The following is a 20024-nucleotide window of genomic DNA, read 5'->3' as shown; positions in this document are numbered from 1 at the left end:
TGCGATATTGAGAGTTTGATTCATGAGGCGTGGCTATCGCCCTGATTTAAAATCGAAAGCCACGCTAAGGAGCGTGGCTTTTAATGTGATCATGCTGCTATAAGCATTTTACGATCAGCTCGCTCCTGCTGTGGTGAACGGCCATAAAGTTCGCGGTAACACTTGGAAAAATGCGACGCGGACACAAACCCGCATGCAACAGCCACTTCCACCACCGGCATAGAGGACTGCAATAGAAGATGCCGCGCCCGATCAAGACGTATTTCAAGATAATATCTGGCCGGTGAACGGCCCATTTCCTGCCGGAACAGCCGTTCAACCTGACGGCGCGATAGACCTATACTATGCGCCACATCAATGAGAGTTTCCGGCTCGGAAAGATTGGCCTCCATCATTTCGATGATGGTGAGAATTTTTGAGTTTTGAATGCCAAGGCGCGCACGCAGTGGCAGGCGCTGACGATCATGTGGATTGCGGACGCGGTCGGTTAGTGCCTGTTCGCAGATACGATTCACCAGATTGTCATCAAAGTCATCGCCAATCAGTTTCAGCATCATATCGAGTGCTGCTGTGCCACCAGCGCATGTGTAAATATTGCCGTCCACCTCAAAGAGGTCGGCATAAACTTCTGCTTTCGGAAAAGCTTCGGAGAACCCTGGCAGGTTTTCCCAGTGTATCGCGCATCGTTTGCCGGAGAGGAGACCTGCGGCGGCTAGAATATGCGCGCCCGTGCAGAGGCCGCCCACCGCTACGCCGCGATTATATTCTTCACGTAGCCAGGCAAAGACAGACTTGTTGCGGAACTCTTCAACGTAAACGCCTGAGCAAACGAAGACCATGGATGGCCGTTGCTCACGCTGAAGGAAACGACGTTCGTCTTCCAGTGAAGCGTTGACGGCGCATTCTACACCGTTCGATGCTTTGACCGGCTTGCCATCACTTGATGTGAGCCGCCAGCGATAGGCTTCATAGCCCAGCATGCGATTGGCAATGCGCAGCGGTTCAATCGCTGTCGCAAATGCGATCATCGAAAAGTCCGGCACCAGAAAAAAAACAATAGATCGCTTAATCGATGAAGCTTCAATCATAGCCTGACCGTTCCCATTCTTAAAAGCCTTGTTGCGGGTTCCCGACGCAATTCAGGCCTTGTGCCTCCGTCATGACACCGGAATTTTACCGGTCTTGTCATCCGGTCGTTTTTTGACCGGTCATCCTGTTGCGACAGCCTTGTTTTCTAAGGGGGCGGCTATGGCGCAAACAGAACAGACATATTGAGACATAGAACGTTCAGATTGAATAGTGCGGCTAAATGCCTGCCGTAAATTGGTGCCTAGATGTCGCTAAATTGAAGGCATCGAATATCCTGCCCTCAATTTGCAATATTACTAACGCCTTTCGGCTTTCAGTGTTGGAGCAGGCAGCCGATCATCAACGCAAGGCCAGCCGATATCGTGAAGAATGTGTTCGGGCAAAGCCTCCAATGCCCTGCGGCTCCTTTTAACGCGTCGATGGTATTTCCAGTTGGAATAAAATTCGTTGAATGTTGCTAGGTTTGCCTTGAGCCAGCTTGGGATCAAAGACGAGCGTAACCTACATTCGTTTTGCAATGCTTCACATTGAAGGCTCATTTTCGTTCTCCAGACAAAATTGAGATCATGTGTTCGGGAGTGACTTGATCTCTATGCCCGAAGCTTGCGGTCATCTTGACGTTCAATCAAACGAAATATACAAAGCTATATGATCAGAAAAATTGAACTAGCGAAAAGCTATGGAGTTCAACATGACAGCGCCGGTTCAGCATCCCATGCCTATGCTCGACATTGATGTGTTGCGTACATTCGCGGCTATCGCAGACACTGGCAGTTTTTCTGCCGCCGCGAATGTCGTGTTTCGCACACCCTCAGCAGTCTCGATGCAAATCAAGAAGCTTGAAGAGCAAATAGGCGTTGTTGTGTTTGATCGCGATGCGCGGTCTGTGACATTGACCAGCGATGGCGAGATGCTTCTAGGCTATGCACGGCGGCTGCTGGCTCTCAATCGTGAAGCCGTCGCTAAATTTCTGGCTCCTACGATTACGGGTGTTGTTCGTCTGGGATCGCCGGATGATATTGGCGAATGTGTTTTGCCGTTGGTGTTGAAACGATTTGCCGAGACACATCCCGGTGTCACGGTTGATGTGGTGATTGATCAAAGCACCAATCTGCGTAAGCGTCTGGACGAGCGGCGTCTGGACGTTACGCTCGTTAACCTCTCCCATACTGTTCCAAGCAAAGGCGACATTGAAGTTTTGCTTGATGAGGAGCTTGTCTGGGCGGGTGCGAAATGTGGAACGGCCTATCGTCGCGATCCGCTGCCGCTTTCAATATGGGAAGAGGGCTGTGCATGGCGCGGCAATGCGCTGGAAGCGTTGGAGAGCTCGGGTCGTCAGTATCGCATTGCCTATATGAGTTCACACTCAACGGGGCAGCGTGCGGCAATACAAGCTGATCTTGCGATTGCACCGTTTGGTAAGACGCTACTTGGTGAAGGCATTGTTGCGCTCGGCCCTGAACATGGTTTGCCGGAATTGGGACGTTATCAGCTTGGAATGATCATTCGTCCGGATGTAGGGCCGCATATTCAGGTTGTGGCGGATCATCTGCGCAATGTCTTTGAATCTTATCGCCGCAGTGGTCGGTTTGAAACTTTGCGTTCGGGTTGGAGTAACCTTGCAGCGGTTTGTGGCTAAGCCGCGCTCTTGTCGGGAAAAAATGCTGCGCTAGATGGCTGATGTGACAGCTGTAAAAACAGCTTCACCACCAGAATACCGGGCAGGGCGGGCCGGTCTTTCAGGCGGTTTACTTGTTAGACTGTGACCTCAATGGAGAGCCCCGATGAAGCTATCTCGTATCGTTCCTGTTGCTATTGTCCTTTGCGCATTCACGTTAGCTTCCTGTGCTAATACGGTTCGCGGTGTAGGGCGCGATGTGAAGAGCACTGCGCATGCTGTTCAAGAAACAGTTGAGTAAATGAAAAAGGTTCGGGTTTGCCCGGACCTTTTTATTTCTTTAAAAAATAACTGACAGTGAGGTGTTGATCTGGTCGCGTGAGATAGATGATATCTTTTGTGCTTATGCCTGTTGCTGGCGGGTTGATCCGCGCTTCATTGATAAGTGGTGATACACGTGCATTGGGTGTGGTGTCACCAAACCACATTACAAGCACATCGCTGGAAGCTTTGGAGGCGCCATAGGGAGTTTCCGGATGAATTACTTCAATTGATGGATCAAAAAGTCGGAAATTTCCTGCAATCTGCGGATAGTCGGTAATGATCGTTTTGAAGTTTCCATCTTTATGAATCTCTTCATAAAGCCCGCGATAATCTAGCTGCCCATAAGGCGGATTACTGGACCCATAATTGAGGTAGTAGGCGAGAACCGCCGGAACAATCAGGGCAAAAGCCGTACTAATTAGAGCAAAGTCGATAAGCGCTCGACTGTCTCTTCGATATTGTGAAAACAAACAGGCGATAGTTGCAGGCGTTAAAAACAGAACAGGCTGTAACCAGCGATCTTTTATATTGCTAACGCCGGCAATTATCACGCCTGTAAAAACAATTAAAATCCCAACGATGAGAAGCCGACGCATAAGCTGTTCACCAGCTGTGAATGGTGTTTTTGCCGTGGTTCGTTTGCGGTAATGAATGAGCGAAATAATACCGGCAATAGCCAATATCAAAATAGAAAACAAAAACGCAGCTTCTGCAAAGCTAATGACGCCCTGCAAGCGGTCGACAAACAGATTGCCTGATGCGCCGATTTGAAGTTTTTCAGAACGGGCAATGACACTTGACTTATGCGCAAGCATCCAGATGGCAGTGGGCGATACACAAAGAGCAAAAGTGGCTATGGTGATGAGAGACAGCTTGGAAATCAGTGCTTTACGATATTCAGGGATGGATAGTGCAGTGATCACCAGCATCAGGATGAAGAGAGAAGCGTTGAACTTTCCAAGCACTGCTGCCGCCATCGCAACGCCGAATGCTGCTGCCGATACTACGCTACGAGCGCGCATATACCATGCAAAAGTGAGGAAAGCCCAAGCGCAACCGGATGTGCTTGCAACTGAATGTGTGAGTGCGCGCTGAGATTCCCAACCGATTTGCGGAATGAGAAACAGTCCCAGCATTGATGCAGATGCAACCAAATTGGAAAAGCCGAGCAGCCGCATTCCGCCATAAACGCTTGCGAATAAGCTTGCCAACAATCCGAACTTGACGATCTGAAGTGTCAGCATGGAAGTTCCAAGCACGGATGACGTAAGGCTTGTTATCCATGTATAAAGAGGCGGCTGAGATCCGCCATATCCCCAATCCAGGTAGCTGATATTCGCCAGTTGTTCCGCGTCATCAAGGCCCGCGCCGTTGGAGACGACAGTTACCAGTAGCGCTTGAAAGGCGAAGTAGCACAGAATAAAGACGACGGCCAACGGAAGGCCGAAGAGGGTTTTGTCAGTTGAAGACGAGGCTATTGGATTGAGAGTAGTCAAACTTAAGTTTTCCAAAACTGCATATTTTCATCGCCTAGACTTCGTATCGCGCACAATTGCGGCAGAATATCTAAATTTAGATAAGGCAAAGGTCTGATTAGTTTTCGCCATTATATGTCCGAAAGGTATGCGTGTCTCGGATCATGTTGCATCAGTCACAAGATTATGACCTGATTCTATGCGTTTCAGAAAAAAGCAAAAAACCGCGCTGCCTCGTCAGGTGCACGGTCTTGCCAAATACGCATGGCGCTTCCACCAAACAATACGCGGTGGAAGAGACTGAAGCTCCGGTACGCAGTACCAAATCCGGAGCCAGAGAAGAACTCAATCGTCTCTGGCCCCTCTTTTAGCGCAACATCGTTACCGGACAGTTATCAGATACTTAAGCAAATCTAAACAATGTCAGTTTTTTGCGATTTATAGAATATAAATACCGATTTTACGCTTTTATCGAGCGTAAATAATTGATGATGCCGGAAAAATCGTCTCCGCCGTGTCCATCATTACCGAAGCGCTCGTAAATCTCTTCTGCATGCGCGCCCAATGGGGTGGCTGCGCCTGCACTTTTTGCAGCTTCTTGCGAAAGTTTTAGGTCTTTGAGCATGAGTGCCGCTGCAAATCCGGGCTGGTAATCACGGTTGGCCGGGGATGTCGGTACTGGTCCGGGCACTGGGCAATAGGTCGTCAGCGACCAGCATTGACCAGAAGAAGTGGAAGCCACATCAAACAGTGCCTGATGTGACAGTCCGAGTTTTTCAGCCAGAACAAAAGCTTCGCTGACCCCAATCATCGAAATGCCGAGAATCATATTATTACAGATTTTTGCTGCCTGACCTGCACCATCGCCGCCGCAATGCACGATCTTGCCAGCCATTGGGTGAAGAAGCGGCTCAGCCTTTGCAAAGGCATTATCACTGCCACCCGCCATAAAAGTGAGGGTACCTGCTGCGGCGCCACCTGTGCCGCCCGAAACCGGTGCATCAACAGAGAGATGGCCATACTGCGCTGCTATCTCGTGCGCTTTGCGTGCCGAATCAACGTCAATTGTTGAACTATCGATGAAAAGTGAGTCTTTACGAGCCTTAGGCGCGATGTCTTCATAAACAGAAAGAACATGTTTGCCAGCAGGCAGCATGGTGATAATTGCATCGACATTGCTTGCAGCTTCGGCGGCGCTTGCCGCGACCTCAAGCCCGTTGGCTTTGGCTTCTTCCAGGTGGGCAGGCAGCAGATCAAAGCCTATGACCTTGTGACCGGCTTTCACCAGATTGGCGGCCATCGGGCCGCCCATATTGCCGAGGCCGATAAAAGCGATAGTGGCCATGATTTCCTCCCATTCAATAAATGTATCAGCGCCCGATCATCTGGCGTGCTATGATGACGCGCATGATTTCGTTGGTGCCTTCAAGAATCTGATGAACGCGCAGATCGCGGACAAGTTTCTCGACGCCGTAATCGTGAAGATAGCCATAGCCGCCCAAAAGCTGCAGCGCGTCATTGGTGACGTTAAAGCCTGTGTCCGTTACAAAGCGCTTGGCCATGGCCGACCATTTGCCAGCATCATGCGTCTTGCGGCTGAGTTTGCTCGCGGCAGTGTAAAGAAGCTGTCTTGCTGCCGAGAGTTCGGTCTCCATATCTGCTAGACGAAACTGCAAAGCTTGAAATTGATCGATTGTCTTTCCGAAAGCTTTACGCTGCCCCGTATATTCCAGTGCTTTATTGAGTGCAGATTGTGCGCCACCCAGCGAGCAGGCGGCGATGTTCAGTCGTCCACCGTCAAGGCCGGCCATGGCGATTCGGAAGCCCGTACCTTCATCACCCAGACGGTTGGCGACAGGCACGCGGCAATTGTCGAAAATCACTGTTCGGGTGGGCTGCATATTCCAGCCCATTTTGTGCTCATTGGTGCCAAAGGAAAGGCCGGGCGCATCTTTCGGCACAACGATGGTGGAAATTCCTTTCGGGCCGTCCTCGCCGGTACGCACCATAGTTACATAAAGATCGGTGGCGCCCGCACCGGAAATAAACTGCTTGGTGCCATTGAGTATATAATGATCGCCATCGCGCTCTGCGCGGGTGCGAAGCGCGGCTGCATCGGAGCCTGAACCCGGTTCAGTCAGGCAATAGCTGGCAAGCCATTCCATCGACGTGAGTTTGGGCATAAACGCCTGACGTTGGCTTTCATCACCAAACGTATCGATCATCCATGCTGCCATATTGTGAATGGATATAAAGGCTGAGAAAGCGGGGCAAGCCTCGGCCAATGCCTCGAAAATAAGGACGGCATCTGACCGTTTGAGTGCAGATCCGCCGACGTCTTCGCGAACATAAATACCGCCCATGCCGAGCGGGCCGGTTTCCTTTATGACGTCAATCGGGAAATGCTTGTCGCGATCCCATTGCAGGGCATAGGGCGCAACAAAATCCGATGCGAAGCCACGCGCCATATCCTGAATGGCGCGTTGATCGTCATTGAGTTCAAACTGGTTCTGGTCGCCAGTATCCATGGTTTCCTCCCTATGAGCACCGCACCCTCCTGAGGTGACTAGATCACAATGGTTCGTGGCTGCCAACGCTACATTGGAATAATCTTGCTCACTTTTGTAATAAACTGATGCGCATTTTTGCATATAAGGTTGCCGCAACCGGTGGCGATTGCCAGTGGTATGAAGTTGGGATAGGCAAGCTCGCATGACACGCGCAATCATGTTTCAGGGAATGGGTTCGGATGTCGGCAAAAGCGTGCTTGTTGCCGGTCTTTGCCGCGTTGCACGCAATCGCGGGCTCAAAGTCCGGCCGTTCAAACCGCAAAACATGTCGAACAATGCGGCCGTCAGCGATGATGGCGGCGAGATTGGACGCGCGCAATGGCTTCAGGCTCTGGCTTGTGGCGTGCCGTCATCGGTTCATATGAACCCGGTTCTGCTGAAGCCACAGACTGATATGGGCAGCCAGGTGGTTGTTCAGGGGAAAGTGCGGGGCGAAGCGCGTGGGCGCTATTATCAGCAGCTTAAGCCGCAATTAATGGCAGCGGTGATGGAATCCTACGCGATCGTCAGCGAAGGCGCCGATCTGGTGTTGATCGAAGGTGCGGGGTCGCCTGCCGAAATCAATCTGCGCGCCGGCGATATCGCCAATATGGGCTTTGCCACGCGTGCAAATGTGCCAGTCGTCTTGGTGGGTGATATTGATCGCGGCGGGGTGATTGCCTCACTGGTCGGCACGCACACAATTTTGTCTGATGAAGATCGCGCTATGGTGCGCGGTTTCCTGATCAACAAGTTTCGTGGCGATATTTCGCTGTTCGATGAGGGGCTTGAGGCGATTACCCGCTTTACGGGCTGGCGTTCCTTTGGGGTCGTTCCATGGCTGAAAGCCGTGTCGCGACTGCCTGCGGAAGATTCGGTTGTTCTGGAACGCGCTACGCGCGGTGATGCCAAAGCATTGAAAGTTGCAGTGCCGATGCTGCCGCGTATCGCAAATTTCGACGATTTTGACCCGCTGAAAGCAGAAAACCAGGTTGAGGTTGTCATGGTTCCGCCGGGACAGCCTTTGCCGCATGACGCAGGGCTTGTGGTTTTACCGGGAACAAAATCGACGATTGCCGATCTGATTGCATTTCGCGAAAACGGATGGGAGCGTGATTTGCAGCTCTATGTGCGGCGTGGCGGGCATGTGCTTGGTATTTGTGGTGGGTTCCAGATGCTTGGCAACCGGATAAGCGATCCGGGCGGTATCGAGGGTCAGGTGCGCGACATTGACGGGTTGGGGCTGCTGGACGTCAAGACTGTGATGGAACCGGAAAAAGTCGTGCGCAATGTTGCGGCTCACTCGCAACTTTATGATGCAGCACTTGATGGCTACGAGATTCATATAGGGCGAACCAATGGTCCCGACGCTATCCGCCCATTCGCGCGGATCGGCGATCACGATGACGGGGCAGTCTCGGCGAACGGTCGGGTGATGGGCACCTACCTGCATGGTGTTTTTGGTGCAGATGAGTTTCGTCGGCAATTTCTTGCAACGCTCGGCGTGAGCAGTTCGGGTGAGAATTATCGTGCAGGTATTGAAATGGCACTTGATGAACTGGCTGACGGTCTTGAAAACTGTCTTGATATTGATGCGTTGTTCGCACTCGATTGACGTCGCATGGGCGAAAGCTTAGTGTCAATTTGCACAACAGGTTTTGCCGGGACGAATCCCGGCGATACCAAAAGGGAATGCGACGGACGGACCCAATCCGGGCGTCTTTATCGCAGCCGACCCCGCGACTGTAGAGCGGAGAGGGATGAGGCAAGCCGGTTAATCGGCAACCACTGGAAACTAAGCGTTTCTGGGAAGGCGCTTCAAACCCTACGACCCGTGAGCCAGGAGACCTGCCTGTAGTGTGAAGGGCATTTTGTCCGCACCCCATGGGAGGTTTTCCCTGCTGCCTACACGGAGGTTGTCATGGCTGCACGTACCCAAAATTCTGTTCCCAGCACTTTAGCTATGCCGCTCGCAACGCGTCTTGCCACCGCAGTCGTTTCGCTGCTTCTCGGTGCATTTCTGATTTACGGCGTGGGTCTCGCCCATTCCGATACGCTGCACGATTCAGCGCATGATACGCGCCATTCATATGGGTTTCCTTGCCACTAAGCCGTTTAGCTTTTTGAAACAGGAAATGAGCAGCGCTTGATGGTGGACGGCCATCGGCGAATGATTGCTGTTGAGGGACTAAAATGTTGATCCGTTATCTTCTGGCCACGCTTGCTGCTGGCCTTTTGGCAGGGCTTCTGGTGACGCCTGCCATGTATTTGAAAACTGTTCCGCTGATTATTCAGGCGGAAACTTATGAAGACGCTGGTGGAAGTCATAGTCATGGTGATGCAGCCGAAGCGGCTGCACCGCACGATCATGCAGCAGCTGCAACCAGCGAAGGTGAAGATGAGGCCGGGGCAGAACTGCCGTTTGGTCGTCTGGGGAATACTATTCTCGCTAATCTCGTTGCGGGGGCAGGTTTTGCATTACTTCTCGGCGGTGTTGCTCTGTTGCTTGGTCGTCGTATTACGCCGCAGAACGGTATTTTCTGGGGTGTGGCCGGTTTCTTTGCAGTCGCTTTCCTGCCAGCTCTGGGGCTTTCGCCGGAACTGCCTGCGATGCCTGCCGCTGATCTGGCGCAGCGTCAGCTCTGGTGGATTTTGACGGTGGTGTTGAGCGGTGTCGGCATTTATTTGCTGGTTTTGCATGGTGAGATCATCTCCAAAATTTTCGGACTTGTGTTGATTATCGCACCACATCTTTATGGGGCACCGCATCCTGAAGATATTGCATCGCCAATCCCATCACTGCTTGCTTCGCAATATGCTGTCGCATCGCTTGCAACAAACTTGTTCATGTGGGCCGTCATTGGTCTTGCGCTGGGCTGGTTCATTCAGGCTTATGCAACGTCAGATATTGAAGGCTGATCGGCATGGCTCTGCCCCGAAATGAAAATGCAAAAATTACATTCGTTCTTGGCGGAGCTCGTTCTGGTAAGTCGTCGTTTGCGGAAAAACTGGTTGAGGACTCAGGACTTCAGCCAGTTTATCTCGCAACAGGGCGCGCATTCGACACAGAAATGGAAAGCCGTATTTCCATTCATCGCAACCGTCGCGGGAGTGAATGGCAGACGGTGGAAGAGCCACTCGATCTTGTAGGGGCGCTTCAAAAACACGTGGGGCATGACCGTTTCGTGCTGGTCGATTGCCTAACGCTCTGGACAACCAATCTGATGATGGCAGAGCAGAATATCGCTGCTGAAACTAAGACGCTGATAGCGGCATTGCCTCAGCTTTCAGGTCCAGTTGTTTTCGTTTCCAACGAAGTTGGCTTGGGTATTGTGCCAGAAAATCGGATGGCGCGGGAGTTTCGCGATCATGCCGGTTTTTTGCATCAGGCTGTGGCATCAGTGGCGGATGAAGTTTATTTCATGGCGGCAGGTCTGCCGCTCAAAATGAAGGGATAATTCGATGCAGGGACAAAAGATTCCAGCGACCGTAATCACCGGCTTCTTAGGTTCCGGCAAGACAACGATGATCCGCAATCTGCTGGAAAACGCCAATGGCAAGCGTATTGCGCTCATTATCAATGAGTTTGGCGATCTGGGCGTCGATGGCGGAATTCTGAAAGGCTGTGGTATTGAAAGCTGCCGTGAGGAAGATGTGATCGAACTTAACAATGGCTGCATCTGCTGCACCGTTGCCGATGATTTTATTCCGACCATGACCAAGCTTCTGGATCGTGCGGATCGTCCTGATCATATCGTGATCGAAACTTCCGGCCTGGCACTGCCTCAGCCGCTGGTCGCTGCTTTCAACTGGCCTGAAATCAAGACGCAGGTGACGGTCGACGGCGTGGTGACAGTTATTGATGCCGCGGCCGTTGCTGAAGGCCGCTTTGCTGACGACCACGACAAGGTAGACGCTCAACGTGCAGCGGATGAATCTCTTGACCATGAAAGCCCTTTAGAGGAACTTTTTGAGGATCAGATTCATGCAGCTGACCTTATTGTTTTGAACAAGGCTGATCTGGTTGATCCATCGAAACTTGATAGCGTGAAGGCCGATGTGGCGGAACGCTCATCGCGCCGCGTCAACATGGTGCCAGCAAGCTTCGGCAAGCTTGGTGCGGACGTGCTGCTCGGCCTTGGCGTGGGTACGGAAGACGATATTGCCAACCGCAAGTCGCATCATGAAATCCATCATGCTGATGGCCATGAGCACGATCACGATGAGTTTGAAAGCTTTGTGGTCGAAGCAGGCTCGGTTGCTGATCCAAAGGCATTTACTGAAAAGCTCAAGGCTGTGATTGCGGAACACGATGTTCTGCGTCTCAAAGGCTTTGTCGATGTGCCGGGCAAGCCGATGCGTCTGGTTGTGCAGGCCGTTGGCCAGCGTATTGAGCATTATTTCGACCGCCCATGGGGCAAGGATGAAGTGCGCAATACGCGCCTTGTCGTCATTGGTCTGCATGAGATTGACGAGCAGGCAATCACCAAAGCCGTGAAAGACGCCGTTTCGTAATGCATCTTTTACTTGCCCAGAAAGGAACGATAGGCGACGGCAATGAGGCCGTGGACCTCGGCCAGACGCCGGCTGACATATTGTTCCTTTCCGCTGCCGATACGGAGCTGGCTAGTATTTCACAGGCCTATAAGCTCGTGAAAAATGGGCCAAGCCTCCGGCTCGCCAATTTTCTAAGCCTCACACATCCCATGTCAGTCGACGCTTATATCGAGCGCACGGCACAACATGCGAGGCTTATTGTTGTGCGGATTATTGGTGGCGAGACCTATTGGCCTTATGGGCTTGAGGCGCTTCATGCCTGTGCGGTTTTACACGGCATCAAGATCGCAGTGCTGCCGGGTGATGATAAGCCTGATTACGGACTTGAACGGTTCTCAACTATTTCGTTGCAGGAGCGGAATGCTCTCTGGCAATATCTGATCGAAGGCGGAGCCGCCAATACGTCGCGCTTCCTTGATTATTGTTGCGCATTGATTGATGACAGCGAAAAGCCGGAAGAGGCTGCACCGCTTCTAAAAGCTGGGCTGTGGTGGCCCAATATGGTCGCGCCTTCGCTTGATCTCATCCGTCAGCAATGGAAGGCCGCTGATGCGCCTGCCGCGGCAATCATTTTTTATCGTGCGCTGGTGCAGAGCGGACAGACACAGCCAGTAGAAGCACTGATCAGTGCGTTGCAGGGTGAGGGCTTGAACCCTGTTCCGATTTTTGTTTCCAGCCTCAAGGATCGGCTTTCGGCGGCGGTTGTGGATGGCCAGTTTGAAGATTGCCAGCCGGATATTGTGCTCAATGCAACCGGCTTTGCGATTTCGTCGCCGGGGGCGGAGCGTAAACCCACTGTGCTTGATAAGCGCGGCAATATGGTTTTGCAGGTGATCTTTTCCGGTACGCCAAAGGCAACATGGGAATCGTCGCAGCAGGGTTTGCTGGCGCGTGATCTTGCGATGAATGTTGCATTGCCGGAAGTGGATGGTCGTGTGCTGTCGCGCGCAGTGTCGTTTAAATCGGCAAAGCAATTCGATAGCGCGGTTGAAGCCAATATCGTCACCCATGAACCGGATGAAGGTCGCGTGACTTTCGTTGCGGAACAGGCGGCAAACTGGGTGCGCCTGAAGCGTAAGAAGCCAGAAGAGCGCCGCGTTGCACTGATTCTTGCTAATTATCCGAACCGCGATGGCAGGCTGGGCAATGGTGTTGGGCTTGATACGCCAGCCGGAACAGTAGAAGTGATGCGCGCCATGGCAGGTGAGGGCTATCAGGTGGGTGATGTGCCTGCTGATAGTGATGCCTTCATGCAGCTTTTGATGGCCGGCCCAACCAATGCCGCACGTGATGGGCGTGTAATCCGCGAAGTTATTTCTCTGAGTCAATACAAAGCGTTTTTCAAAAAACTTCCCAATGTGATTCAGCAGGAAATTGAAACCCGCTGGGGCGGTCCGGAGAATGATCCGTTCTTTGATAGCGAGCTTGAAGGTTTTGCGCTGCCGCTCATGAAGCTTGGCGAAACCATTGCGGGAATTCAGCCAGCACGCGGTTATAATATCGATCCGAAAGAGACCTACCACTCGCCTGATCTGGTGCCGCCGCATGGTTATATCGCGTTCTACGCTTATCTGCGTGACGTAGCGAAGATTGATGCCATCGTGCATATGGGCAAGCATGGCAATCTGGAATGGCTGCCCGGTAAAGCCTTAGCGCTATCGGAAAATTGCTATCCAGAAGCGGTCTTCGGCCCTACGCCGCATGTCTATCCGTTTATCGTCAATGATCCGGGCGAAGGCACGCAAGCCAAACGTCGTGCGGGTGCTGTTATTATTGATCATTTGACACCGCCGCTGACGCGTGCCGAAAGCTATGGCCCGCTTAAAGATTTGGAAGCACTGGTTGATGAGTACTATGAGGCCTCGGGTGTTGATCCGCGCCGTTTGCTAAGGCTGAAAGCGCAGATACTTGATTTGGTGCGTGATATTGGTCTCGACCGCGATGCAGGCATTCACGACCATGACGATGAAGACATGGCGCTGCAAAAGCTTGATGCCTATCTCTGCGATCTCAAGGAAATGCAGATCCGCGATGGGCTGCATATTTTTGGTCTGGCCCCTGAAGGGCGTTTGCTCACCGATTTGCTGGTAGCACTGGCACGCGTTCCGCGTGGTATTCCTGTTGCGCTGGGTGGTTTGCCGGGCGAACAGAGTCTGCAACGCGCTATCGCAAAAGATGCAGGCCTTGGCGAAGAGTTTGATCCACTCGATTGTGCAATGGCTGATCCATGGATCGGGCCGAAGCCAGCATTGCTTTTGGCAGCAAGTCCTGCGAGCTGGCGTATTAAAGGTGATACGGTCGAACGTATTGAATTGCTTGCCGCGCAGTTTGTTGAGGGCGAGGTTGATTGTCCGGCAGATTGGACGCAGACGAATTCCGTGTTGCAGTCAATCAATGAACATTTGCGCCCGATGGTGACATCCTGCGGACCTTCAGAGATTGAAGGATTTATGTCTGCTATTTCAGGGCGTTTTGTGCCGCCGGGACCATCGGGTGCGCCGACACGTGGACGGCCAGATGTTTTGCCAACTGGTCGTAATTTCTTTTCGACCGATAGCCGAGCTGTGCCGACACCTGCCGCATGGGAGCTTGGTCGCAAATCTGCTGAATTGCTGATCACGCGTTATACGCAGGATCACGGCGAGTGGCCGACCTCGTTTGGCTTGACTGCTTGGGGCACGTCCAACATGCGCACAGGCGGCGATGATATTGCGCAGGCTTTGGCGCTGATCGGCATAAAACCTGTCTGGGATATGGCTTCTCGGCGTGTCACTGGCTACGAGATCGTGCCGATTGCCAAGCTTGGCCGCCCGCGCGTGGATGTGACGTTGCGTATTTCTGGCTTTTTCCGCGATGCTTTCCCTGAACAGATTGTACTGTTCGACAAGGCTGTGCGTGCCGTGGGTGCACTTGACGAAGAGGCGGATGCCAATCCGATTGCTAACCGCATCAAAGCCGAACAGGCGCGCCTTATCGCAAGAGGTGCAGATGAAAAGACTGCCGAGCGTCGCGCGGGCTATCGCATTTTCGGTTCAAAGCCCGGTGCCTATGGTGCTGGATTGCAGGCACTGATTGACGAAAATGGCTGGGCCGGTCGCAACGATCTGGCCGAAGCATGGCTCGTCTGGGGTGGATATGCCTATGGAGCGGGCGAAGAGGGTCAGGCGGAACGCGGTCTCCTCGAAGAGCGGCTTCGCTCTGTGCAGGCCGTGGTGCAGAATCAGGATAACCGTGAGCATGACCTGCTCGACAGTGATGACTATTACCAGTTTGAAGGTGGAATGGCCGCTACTGTTGAAAATCTGACTGGCGCGATGCCGACCGTCTATCACAATGATCATTCACGGCCCGAAAAGCCGGTTATCCGCACACTCGAAGAAGAGCTGGCGCGGGTTGTGCGCGGCCGTGCGGCGAACCCTAAATGGATCGCTGGCGTGATGCGTCATGGCTATAAGGGCGCTGCGGAAATTGCGGCCACCGTCGATTATCTTTTCGCTTTTGCAGCAACGACTGGCAAAGTTGGCAATCATCACTTCGAGGCTGTCTATCAGGCTTATATCGCTGATAGAGCGGTGCATGATTTCATGCTTGATAAAAACCCGGCTGCGCTGAGTGAAACCGCTTCAAAGCTCAACGATGCAATTGAACGTGGCTTTTGGGTGCCACGTTCCAATTCAGCACGGTTTGAGCTGGAAAACCTTATGGAGTATCGCACGAAAACGACGATGTGACGTGCCACTCTTTGTTTGTGAGCAAAGTCCGATCTGGAAGATCTATCATCTTCCATGGGCCTTATTAAACTTAAAAAACTGATTCCGGAAAGGGCATTAAATGGCTGAGAAATCTGCGAAACTTCTTTCGATGACGGAAGAGGAATTGAATGCCCGTCATGCGGATAAGATGCGTAAGAAGAAAGCCGCGCGCGATAAGATTCAGGCCACCAAGACCGACGAGAAAGGCCTTGTGATTGTCCATACGGGTAAGGGCAAGGGTAAATCGAGCGCCGGATTTGGCATGGTTTTCCGCGCACTTGGGCATGGTATGAAGATCGGCGTTGTGCAGTTTGTCAAAGGTTCATGGGATACGGGTGAGCGCTGGGTTCTGGAAAAATTTCCGGAACAAGTCACAATTTCGGCCCTTGGTGAGGGATTTACATGGGAAACGCAGGATCGTGCACGCGATATCGCCATGGCGCGTGATGCATGGGAACAGGCGAAGGCCCTGATCCTTGATGAAAGCTATGACATGGTGCTTTGCGACGAGCTTAACATTGTACTGCGCTATGATTATCTGCCGGTTGAGGAAATCATCGAAGTGCTTGCCGCCAAGCCCGAGATGAAACACGTCATCATCACAGGCCGCAATGCTAAGGATGAGCTGATTGAGTTTGCAGATCTTGTGACCGAGATGGAGATGATAAAACATCCGTTCCGTTCGGGTGTAAAGGCGCAAAAAGGTATCGAGTTCTGATTTTCTACCAGTTCGGTGACTTAGAAACCGAGCATCTGGCGAATGGGATTGCTCGGCTCCATCATCAGTCGTATGGCGAGCGCTAGGCTTACCACGATTAACAAGGGTTTGATGATACGCGAGCCTATCTTCATGGCAAGGCTTGCGCCAATTTGAGCACCGATGAACTGCGCAATACCCATGCAGATGCCGATTTTCCAGTTGATCGTGCCAACGAGAGCGAAAGTGACAAAGCCGCCGATATTGGACGCGCAATTGAGCAGTTTGGTATGAGCGGTCGCTTTCAGTACGCCGTAGCCTGCAAGTGCCACGAATGCCAGCATGAAGAATGAGCCGGTTCCCGGACCAAACAGCCCGTCGTAAAAGCCAATCAATGGAACCAGCGTGACGCCAAACAGGAATGGTCCTATCCGGCGTGCGCGATCCACGTCACCAATGCTTGGTTTCACCGCGAAGTAAATGGCAATTGCAATCAGCAGAACAGGCAGTGCCGCCCGCATGATGTCGACGGGTAGGACGGTTGCGAGAAGCGCACCGAGAACCGATCCAACAAGGGATGCAATGGCTTCTGGCCATTGTTCACGAATACTGACGTGGCCTTTGCGCGCATAAGCAATTGTTGCAGAGGAAGAGCCGAACAGCCCCTGAAGTTTGTTTGTGCCAAGTGCTTCAACAGGCGGTACACCCGCCAGAAGCAAAGCCGGGATCGTAATCATACCGCCTCCGCCTGCGATAGAATCGATAATGCCCGCAATGAAAGCGGCCATGGTCAGCAGAAGCGTTAATGTATCGAAAAATTCAAGCATGGAGGGGCCCGGCAAAAGTTGATGCAACATAAAGCAGACAATCGCATTGCGCCAGACGGCTATTTGCGGAACCTTATTAAGGCTGACATTGTTTTTCGGTTCGTGCACCATTATCAATGCAGGTCTGTTCGGTATCAGGAGACAGTCATTCATGAGCGAAAGCTTTTTCGAACGTATTACTGCGTTTCTCAGCAAAAAGAGTGCTGTGCAGCGTGTTGCCGAAGATCCGGCGCTCGCCTCGGAACTGCTTCTTCTGCTTCATGTGGTCTTTGCCGATGGTGATCGCCATCCCGCGGAAATTGCTGCGTTCAGGCAGATCGTTTCCGAGAATTTTGGAATTTCGGCGGAAGAGTTGCCGGAAGTGACGGAATATCTCAAAGACTTTGGTTATGAGACGACCACCAAGCAGGCGGCTTCGATGCTGGCTGAAATGGCACCTGAACGCCGTGCTTCATTGTTGCGCGATCTGGTTCGGATTGCGCGTGCGGACGATCATGTTGATCAGTCGGAAACAGCGATGATCAAGCGTATTGCAGATATTCTCGGTGTCACATCAGAAGACATTCGAGAAGCTCAGCAGCCGGCACCTCGTGCAGTCTAAGGAAAATCTTGTTGCTCTTGGAATGGGTTGCTCCTCAGGCGTAAGTCTTGAGGAGCTTATTTTGCTGGCTGATAAAGTGCTGGCAAGTGCCGGAGTAGAGCGACCGGCGGTCATATCTACAATTATTACCAAGCAAGGTGATCTCGTCTGGGGTCAGCTCTCTCACCATTATGATTGCGAGATGTGCTTCTTTGATGCTGCGCGGCTTGAACAAGAAACGCCAAATCTCAAGCACCCGTCAGACGTGGTTTTCGCTACAGTTGGCTGCCATGGTGTCGCAGAATCTGCGGCTCTTGCGGCGGCTGGGGTTGATGCAGAACTGGTGGTCAGGAAAACAACCAGCGAACGCGCCACCGCAGCAATTGCGGTGACGCGAAGCATATGAGCTAAGCGATCTTCACTTTGCGACGTTGCACGATATAGGTTGCAACAGTGGCAATGAGCAGCAAGATTGCTGCTGCAACGATGACCGCCACATAGGCATTTTCGAATGCCTGAGATGCAAGGCTAATCAAGGCATTGGCATCACCTGCAGGCATCGATTGTGCAGCAAGAAGTGCTTCATCAAGACTATCACGCACAATAGGCGGAATGTTTGAACCGGCAGGCAGGACAAAGCTGGCTGTGTAGAATGCCGACAAAATGCTGCCGAAGATTGTTACACCCAGCGCATTGCCAAGCTCGAATGAAACTTCTTCAACAGAAGCGGCCATGCCAGCCTTTTCAATAGGCGCATTGCCCATGATCGCTGACGATGCTGCTGTCATGACTGCACCAACGCCAAAGCCGAGAATTGTCAGGCCAGTGATGTAGAACATCGGTTCTTTTTTATAGGTCAGACTATAAATGATAATACCCGCTGCCGTAATACCAAGCGATGTCCAGAGGACTTTGCCTGCACCAAGACGTGGCAGTTGAATACCGGCAAGCGGGCCAGCCACGAATGCAGCCAACGGAATTGGCAGAATCATCAATCCTGCCTGTAAGGGTGACAAGCCCTCGATTAGTTGCAGGCGCTGACTGAAAACCAGTTCCATGCCCGTCAGCGAGCCTGATGCGACCAGAGCCGCAAATACGCCGGTCGAGAATAGCCTGTTGTTAAATAGCGAGAAGTCAATCAGCGGTTCCTTGCTCGCAAATTGGCGTCGCACGAAAATGGTCGTTGCAATGAGACCTATAATCAGGGCTCCCGCAAAGACAGTCATCGATGCATCGCGTTTGGCCAGTTCCTTGACAGCATAGGTTAGCGCGATCAGGCCAACCATGATCTGGATCGAGCCAACCAGATCCCATTTGCGCTTAGAGCCAAGCGGACGATTTTCGAGGTTGAAGGCTGAAAGTGCCAACGCCACCAGAACTACAGGCACGTTGATCAGGAAGACCGATCCCCACCAGAAATATTCGAGCAAAACCCCGCCTGCGACAGGGCCGATGGCTGCGCCACCCGAAGCAATTGCCGCCCAGATGCCAATGGCAAGTGAGCGTTCTTTTTCGTCGGTAAAGGTCAGTCGAATGATGGATAATGTGGCAGGCATCATCATTGCTGCGCCGCAAGCGAGGAGTGCGCGCGCTGCGATCAGCACTTCAGGATTTGGCGAATAGGCTGCGCACAGCGAAGCGAGGCCAAACACTGCGAGACCATTCATGAACATGCGCTTATGGCCAAGCTTATCACCCAGCGTACCAAGGCCCGGCAGCAAGCCTGCCACCACCAGCGGATAGATATTCATGATCCAGAGCTTCTCGGAAGCACTTGCCGCCAGATCATGGGTGAGGCGTGGCAGTGCCGTGTAAAGCACTGTCATATCCACAACGATCAGGAACAACGCGCTGGAAACTATTGCGAGAACGAGCCAGCGATTTTGCGGCAACATCGGATTACACCTTTTCAATACGAGCGTATTCAAACTTGTCAGGGTGGCTGACATAATATAAATCCGTCCGTATGGAAAGTAAGAAATTGCAGAAAACTGGTCGTCCACGCTCAATCGACCGTGATCATGTGCTCGACATGGCCGAGAAGCTGGTTGCCGAGGGTGGTATCCTTGCGCTGACAATGGATGCGGTTGCGCAGGCCTCCGGTGTCACAAAGGGCGGCGTTCAATATTGCTTTGTTAATAAAGACGGGCTCATGAAAGCCATGATCGAGCGGTGGGGCGACCGTTTCGATGATCAGGTGACGGCGCGCAAACAGCACAGGCAGGATGCGATTTCACATATTGCAGCGCATATCGCTGTCACGCGTGAGAGCGATGCCGAAGATGATTCTCGATTTGCTGCGATGATGGCGAGCCTTATTCCCAATTCGCATTATCTGGATGAAACGCGTTCCTGGTATCGCAAGCAGTGGGATGGTCTTGATGTTTCGACGCCAGAAGGCAGGCGTGCAAGACTGGCGTTCATTGCCAATGAGGGTGCTTTTCTGCTCCGAAGCTTTAACTTCTTCGAGCTTACGCCGGAAGAGTGGCAGTCGATCTTCAACGATATTGAAGCGCTTTTACCTGAAAAAGATTGACTCCTCTGTCACCTGACAGG

At 52.3% G+C, this 20024-nt stretch carries 19 protein-coding genes and 1 riboswitch; of the genes, 12 read left to right on the top strand and 7 right to left on the bottom strand.

Features of this window, described 5'->3' with window-relative positions:
* Positions 1–89 precede the first annotated feature (89 nt).
* Complete coding sequence (locus RI570_RS01950; RefSeq protein ID WP_313826690.1) at positions 90–1088, bottom strand: GlxA family transcriptional regulator; 999 nt, start codon at positions 1086–1088, stop codon at positions 90–92.
* Positions 1089–1385: 297 nt separating this feature from the next.
* Positions 1386–1628 carry a DUF1127 domain-containing protein gene (locus RI570_RS01945; RefSeq protein WP_313826689.1) on the bottom strand — a complete coding sequence of 81 codons (243 nt, stop codon included), beginning with the start codon at positions 1626–1628 and terminating at the stop codon, positions 1386–1388.
* 152 nt (positions 1629–1780) lie between these two features.
* On the opposite strand from RI570_RS01945, the gene RI570_RS01940 reads away from it, so the two are divergent.
* Positions 1781–2728, top strand: a complete 948-nt coding sequence (locus tag RI570_RS01940) for a LysR substrate-binding domain-containing protein (RefSeq protein WP_313826688.1) — start codon at positions 1781–1783, stop codon at positions 2726–2728.
* A gap of 145 nt (positions 2729–2873) precedes the next feature.
* Positions 2874–3008 carry an entericidin A/B family lipoprotein gene (locus tag RI570_RS01935; protein WP_094539832.1) on the top strand — a complete coding sequence of 45 codons (135 nt, stop codon included), beginning with the start codon at positions 2874–2876 and terminating at the stop codon, positions 3006–3008.
* Between the two features lie 31 nt (positions 3009–3039).
* On the opposite strand, the gene RI570_RS01930 is transcribed toward RI570_RS01935, so the two are convergent.
* The 3 genes from RI570_RS01930 to RI570_RS01920 all read right to left on the bottom strand — a co-directional run bounded on the left by RI570_RS01930 (position 3040) and on the right by RI570_RS01920 (position 7034).
* On the bottom strand, positions 3040–4542 hold the full coding sequence (locus RI570_RS01930) for a glycosyltransferase family 39 protein (RefSeq protein WP_313826687.1): 1503 nt from the start codon (positions 4540–4542) through the stop codon (positions 3040–3042).
* 424 nt (positions 4543–4966) lie between these two features.
* Positions 4967–5851: a 3-hydroxyisobutyrate dehydrogenase gene (gene mmsB, locus RI570_RS01925; RefSeq protein WP_313826686.1), complete on the bottom strand. Its 885-nt coding sequence runs from the start codon at positions 5849–5851 to the stop codon at positions 4967–4969.
* 25 nt (positions 5852–5876) lie between these two features.
* Complete coding sequence (locus RI570_RS01920; RefSeq protein WP_313826685.1) at positions 5877–7034, bottom strand: isobutyryl-CoA dehydrogenase; 1158 nt, start codon at positions 7032–7034, stop codon at positions 5877–5879.
* Positions 7035–7218: 184 nt separating this feature from the next.
* On the opposite strand from RI570_RS01920, the gene RI570_RS01915 reads away from it, so the two are divergent.
* From RI570_RS01915 to cobO, 7 genes are all read left to right on the top strand, one after another.
* On the top strand, positions 7219–8670 hold the full coding sequence (locus tag RI570_RS01915) for a cobyric acid synthase (RefSeq protein ID WP_313826684.1): 1452 nt from the start codon (positions 7219–7221) through the stop codon (positions 8668–8670).
* Positions 8671–8691: 21 nt separating this feature from the next.
* Positions 8692–8926: riboswitch (cobalamin riboswitch) on the top strand.
* A 50-nt stretch (positions 8927–8976) separates the two neighbouring features.
* Positions 8977–9165 (top strand): CbtB domain-containing protein, encoded by a 189-nt coding sequence (locus RI570_RS01910; RefSeq protein WP_313826683.1) that lies wholly within the window; start codon positions 8977–8979, stop codon positions 9163–9165.
* Positions 9166–9248: 83 nt separating this feature from the next.
* Positions 9249–9974, top strand: a complete 726-nt coding sequence (locus RI570_RS01905) for a CbtA family protein (RefSeq protein ID WP_313826682.1) — start codon at positions 9249–9251, stop codon at positions 9972–9974.
* 5 nt (positions 9975–9979) lie between these two features.
* Positions 9980–10513 (top strand): bifunctional adenosylcobinamide kinase/adenosylcobinamide-phosphate guanylyltransferase, encoded by a 534-nt coding sequence (gene cobU, locus RI570_RS01900; protein WP_313826681.1) that lies wholly within the window; start codon positions 9980–9982, stop codon positions 10511–10513.
* A gap of 4 nt (positions 10514–10517) precedes the next feature.
* Complete coding sequence (gene cobW / locus RI570_RS01895; protein WP_313826680.1) at positions 10518–11570, top strand: cobalamin biosynthesis protein CobW; 1053 nt, start codon at positions 10518–10520, stop codon at positions 11568–11570.
* The gene (gene cobN, locus RI570_RS01890) at positions 11570–15343 is read left to right on the top strand and encodes a cobaltochelatase subunit CobN (protein WP_313826679.1); all 3774 of its coding nucleotides are present in this window, start codon (positions 11570–11572) and stop codon (positions 15341–15343) included. The genes cobW and cobN overlap by 1 nt, the downstream gene beginning before the upstream one ends.
* 100 nt (positions 15344–15443) lie before the next feature.
* The gene (gene cobO / locus RI570_RS01885; RefSeq protein ID WP_064320764.1) at positions 15444–16082 is read left to right on the top strand and encodes a cob(I)yrinic acid a,c-diamide adenosyltransferase; all 639 of its coding nucleotides are present in this window, start codon (positions 15444–15446) and stop codon (positions 16080–16082) included.
* 20 nt (positions 16083–16102) lie between these two features.
* Here the strand turns inward: cobO and RI570_RS01880 are convergent, their stop codons facing one another.
* Complete coding sequence (locus tag RI570_RS01880; RefSeq protein ID WP_313828515.1) at positions 16103–16888, bottom strand: TSUP family transporter; 786 nt, start codon at positions 16886–16888, stop codon at positions 16103–16105.
* Between the two features lie 151 nt (positions 16889–17039).
* Between RI570_RS01880 and RI570_RS01875 the strand changes: the two genes are divergently transcribed.
* Complete coding sequence (locus tag RI570_RS01875; RefSeq protein WP_250038940.1) at positions 17040–17489, top strand: TerB family tellurite resistance protein; 450 nt, start codon at positions 17040–17042, stop codon at positions 17487–17489.
* Between the two features lie 22 nt (positions 17490–17511).
* Entirely contained in the window at positions 17512–17874 is a 363-nt protein-coding gene (locus tag RI570_RS01870; RefSeq protein WP_313828514.1) for a cobalamin biosynthesis protein, read from the top strand.
* 1 nt (position 17875) lies between these two features.
* Here RI570_RS01870 and RI570_RS01865 read toward each other — a convergent pair whose 3' ends face one another.
* Positions 17876–19363, bottom strand: coding sequence for an MFS transporter (locus RI570_RS01865; protein ID WP_313826678.1), 1488 nt, complete (start codon positions 19361–19363; stop codon positions 17876–17878).
* 86 nt (positions 19364–19449) lie between these two features.
* On the opposite strand from RI570_RS01865, the gene RI570_RS01860 reads away from it, so the two are divergent.
* Positions 19450–20004, top strand: coding sequence for a TetR/AcrR family transcriptional regulator (locus tag RI570_RS01860; RefSeq protein WP_313826677.1), 555 nt, complete (start codon positions 19450–19452; stop codon positions 20002–20004).
* The last annotated feature ends 20 nt before the right edge of the window (positions 20005–20024 follow it).

The sequence above is a fragment of the Brucella pseudogrignonensis genome, from assembly GCF_032190615.1.
GTDB lineage: Bacteria > Pseudomonadota > Alphaproteobacteria > Rhizobiales > Rhizobiaceae > Brucella > Brucella pseudogrignonensis_B.
Note: the sequence above shows the minus strand (reverse complement) of the source record. Positions and strands in the feature narration are given on the sequence as shown.